The following is a 3,157-nucleotide window of genomic DNA, read 5'->3' as shown; positions in this document are numbered from 1 at the left end:
ATCGACAAGGACCACGATGCCGAGTTCACCGCCACGCTGACCGCCGCAGTGACGCTGTGGCGGTCGGGCTCAGGGGTGCACGGCACGCCGCCCGACCGCGCTGCTCGGCTAGCTTGGCGTGAACCGGGCAGGCCAGCTCTCCAGGGAGGCATTCCAGGCAGGTCAACCAGCATGCCGTACAAGTTCGTCTGATCGCACGGTTGCCCGTCTTCGATCTCGTCGATCCACTCCTCATCGGCGCCGCCGCGGATCAGCTCGCAGACGCTACCGAAGCGGGTCGTTCGACGGCGGGCTGGTCACCGCAGGCGCTGACGAGCATGAGCGCGATCAGACCTGCCGCGGTGACGCCTGGGCGCGGGAGCATATCGTTAATCATCTTGGGCGTCGGCATCCGGGTCAATGCCGTCCGCGAACCGGGAGGAAGGGCCGGCGCAGTCCACTGCGTGGCGGCGCCCGCCTTCCCTGCAGGGCGAGCCTAGGGACTGGTGCCCCAGGCTTCGAACTCGTAGATGCGGGTCCGAAGGTGACGTGATGGAGCAGGATGCGCTGCTGGCCGCTGATCATCAGCACCTGCGCGGCGTAGAGGCGTCGCGGATCCTCAAACACTGCTTTGCCGCGGCGACAGGCACCCAGGACAATCCACGGCGGCGAAGAGTAGCTGATCGCTGTCGTGGTACCGTCGCCGCGGAAGCCCGTACGTGCTTGCCCCGGACGAGATGTGCGCCGTACCCGGCCCGCTAAGACGACGCACTCGAAGGAGACGTCATGGATGCGGGCATTCCCCTGGTCGATTTCACTGGAGTGACTCCCCAGCCTCGTGCGCTGGATGTCCGGTGGATTCACGGCTCACCGTCGGCCAAGCACAACACCGATCCGGACATCCAGGTCCATGCGTACGACGAGCACACGTTCATCCTGCGGCAGAACATGGCGATCGACTACGAGGCGCCGTTCTTGTTCCTGCTGTTCGGAAACGCGCGGGCGGTGTTGATCGACACCGGTGCCACGGCATCCGCCCAGTTCTTTCCCTTGCTCCAGGTGGTCGATGAGCTCGTCGCCGGCTGGCTCGCCCGCCACCCCCGGGAGGAGTACCACCTGCTGGTGCTGCACACCCACCCGCATGGCGACCACGTCGCGGGTGACGATCAGTTCACCGACCGCCCCGACACCACGGTGGTCGGCGCGGACCTGGTCACCGCCTGGGAGTACTTCGGGTTCGGCAAGGATCCCGACGCCGTGGCGCAGGTCGACCTGGGCGGCCGCGTGTTGGAGTGTCTGGCCACCCCGGGCCACCACGAGGCGGCGGTCACGTTCTACGACCGGTGGACCGGGTTCCTGCTCACTGGCGACACGGTCTACCCGGGTCGTCTCTACATCCAGGACTGGTCGGCCTTCGCCCAGACCATCGACCGCCTGATCGACTTTTCTGACCGCCGGCCGGTCACCCACGTCCTCGGCTGCCACATCGAGATGACCAGGCAGCCAGGCGTGGACTACCCGATCCGCACCACCTACCAGCCCGACGAGCCCCCGCTGCAGATGACCACCGGGCACCTGCACGAGATCCGTGCGGCGATCAAGGAGATCGGCGACCGGCCCAGCCGGCGTGCCTACCCCCTCTTCATCCTCTGGCCGAACGCATGAGCCGCAGGAACGCATCGGACCCCCTGCCCGATGCCACCTCGTCCCCGGCCGCGATGCCTGTGGGCCGGCCGGTGACGCTGCCGCACCGGACCTCCGTCGTGTTCGGCTCGGCCTTCGTCGACATCCGCGATCCGCACAGCGGGCTTGGCAACCCCTTCGCCGTCGTCATGGGCGCCGACGTCGGGACCTGGGACGTGGGACAGCGCCAGGCGCTGGCCCGCCGCACCGGTACCCCCGAAACCGTGTTCATCGACGCCGTCCGCGAACCGCGCGCGCCAGACGGCCCCTACGGGTACGAGCTCCACCTCACTGTCCTGACCCCGACCGGCAGAGCACTCGGCGCGTGCGCCCACGGCTTCATCGGCGCCGCACACACGCTCGCCGAGACCGGGCTCACCAAGCCAGGCCACGACCTCCTGATCACCACGTCGACCGGAGGCTCCGCACGCGCCTCGCTTCCCCGTGCCCGAAAGGTCATGCTGCACTTCGTCTCCCAGGAGCCCCGGATTGCGCACGGCCACGAACAGGCACTGGAGAAGATCTTCCACCTGCCACTGCCATCTCTGGCCGACGGCCTGCCGATCCTGTCCGTCGGATCACCCAAACTGACCATCGAAGTGACACCCGCCACCTTCGCGCGACTGCGCGGGAAACTGAACAGTGTGAACTACGACCGGTTGATGGCCCTGCAGCGCGAACTGGACATCAACGGAATCCACCTGTTCTGCCGCAACAGCACCACATCGTTGCCCGAACACGTGATCCAGGTGAACGCGTACCTCGGCCGGAACCTCGTCGTGGACCGGGCCACCGGTGTCTCGAGCGCGGCCCAGGTCAGCGCCGACCCGCACGTCAGCGACGGCCAGGAGCTGCAGATCGCCCAGTACACCCGGGCCGGCCGCTCGGCGGTCCTCACCTTGACCAAAGGGAAGAGCCGCAACGTCTGCGTGGGTGGCGCCGCATTCCTAGTCGACCACCACACGCCGCAGTGAGGCATCCAGAACTTCCGCATGTGCGACCGCGGCGGCGCCGAGTTGCCGCCAATCCACGTCGGTACCTATCAGGCGGCCGCGGGCGAACTCGCGGGCAAAGGCGTCCGCCCCTATGGCGCGCTGGACGGCGGCCGCGATTCGGTCGACGTCACCCCGCTCGCCCGCTGGCAACGGAGCCCTCACTGAGTCACGGGCTGCTGAGCCGGCACCCAGGAGGCGGGCCGCCGTCCGGTGGTCGCCCGCGCCCACGTATGCTCCTGCCAGCCCTTCCAAGGCGAGCGCCACGGCGCGCTGGTCTCCAGTGGTTAGGGCGGCTTCCAGCCCTTCCCGGTGCAGGTCGAAGGCCATGCCGGGGTCTCCGCGGAGCTCGGCGACGAAGCCCAGTTCGGCCAGGATGAGCGCGGTGCCTGGATCGCCTCGCCACTGGCGGCACCAGTCCAGCCAGGCACGCAGATGCCGCTCTGCGGTGTCGAGGTCACCGCGTCGCCTGGCGGCGAGGCCCAAGCCCACCTCTGCGAACT

General features: G+C 68.3%; 4 protein-coding genes and 1 riboswitch. Of the genes, 3 read left to right on the top strand and 1 reads right to left on the bottom strand.

Annotation, left to right across the window (positions count from 1 at the left end):
• The 3 genes from AC3EO4_RS55530 to AC3EO4_RS55520 all read left to right on the top strand — a co-directional run.
• Positions 1-192: hypothetical protein (locus tag AC3EO4_RS55530; protein ID WP_431904945.1), on the top strand; the 192-nt coding region annotated here is incomplete at its 5' end.
• Positions 193-684: 492 nt separating this feature from the next.
• Positions 685-752, top strand: a riboswitch (guanidine-III (ykkC-III) riboswitch).
• A gap of 13 nt (positions 753-765) precedes the next feature.
• The gene (locus AC3EO4_RS55525) at positions 766-1,644 is read left to right on the top strand and encodes an MBL fold metallo-hydrolase (protein ID WP_431904943.1); all 879 of its coding nucleotides are present in this window, start codon (positions 766-768) and stop codon (positions 1,642-1,644) included.
• Positions 1,645-1,742: 98 nt separating this feature from the next.
• Positions 1,743-2,636: a PhzF family phenazine biosynthesis protein gene (locus AC3EO4_RS55520; RefSeq protein ID WP_431904941.1), complete on the top strand. Its 894-nt coding sequence runs from the start codon at positions 1,743-1,745 to the stop codon at positions 2,634-2,636.
• Here the strand turns inward: AC3EO4_RS55520 and AC3EO4_RS55515 are convergent.
• Positions 2,610-3,157: tetratricopeptide repeat protein (locus AC3EO4_RS55515; RefSeq protein ID WP_431904939.1), on the bottom strand; the 548-nt coding region annotated here is incomplete at its 5' end. The two genes, AC3EO4_RS55520 and AC3EO4_RS55515, sit on opposite strands and share 27 nt — an antisense overlap.

This window comes from Nonomuraea sp. bgisy101 (assembly GCF_057708945.1).
This window is presented reverse-complemented; position numbering and strand designations above follow the sequence as displayed.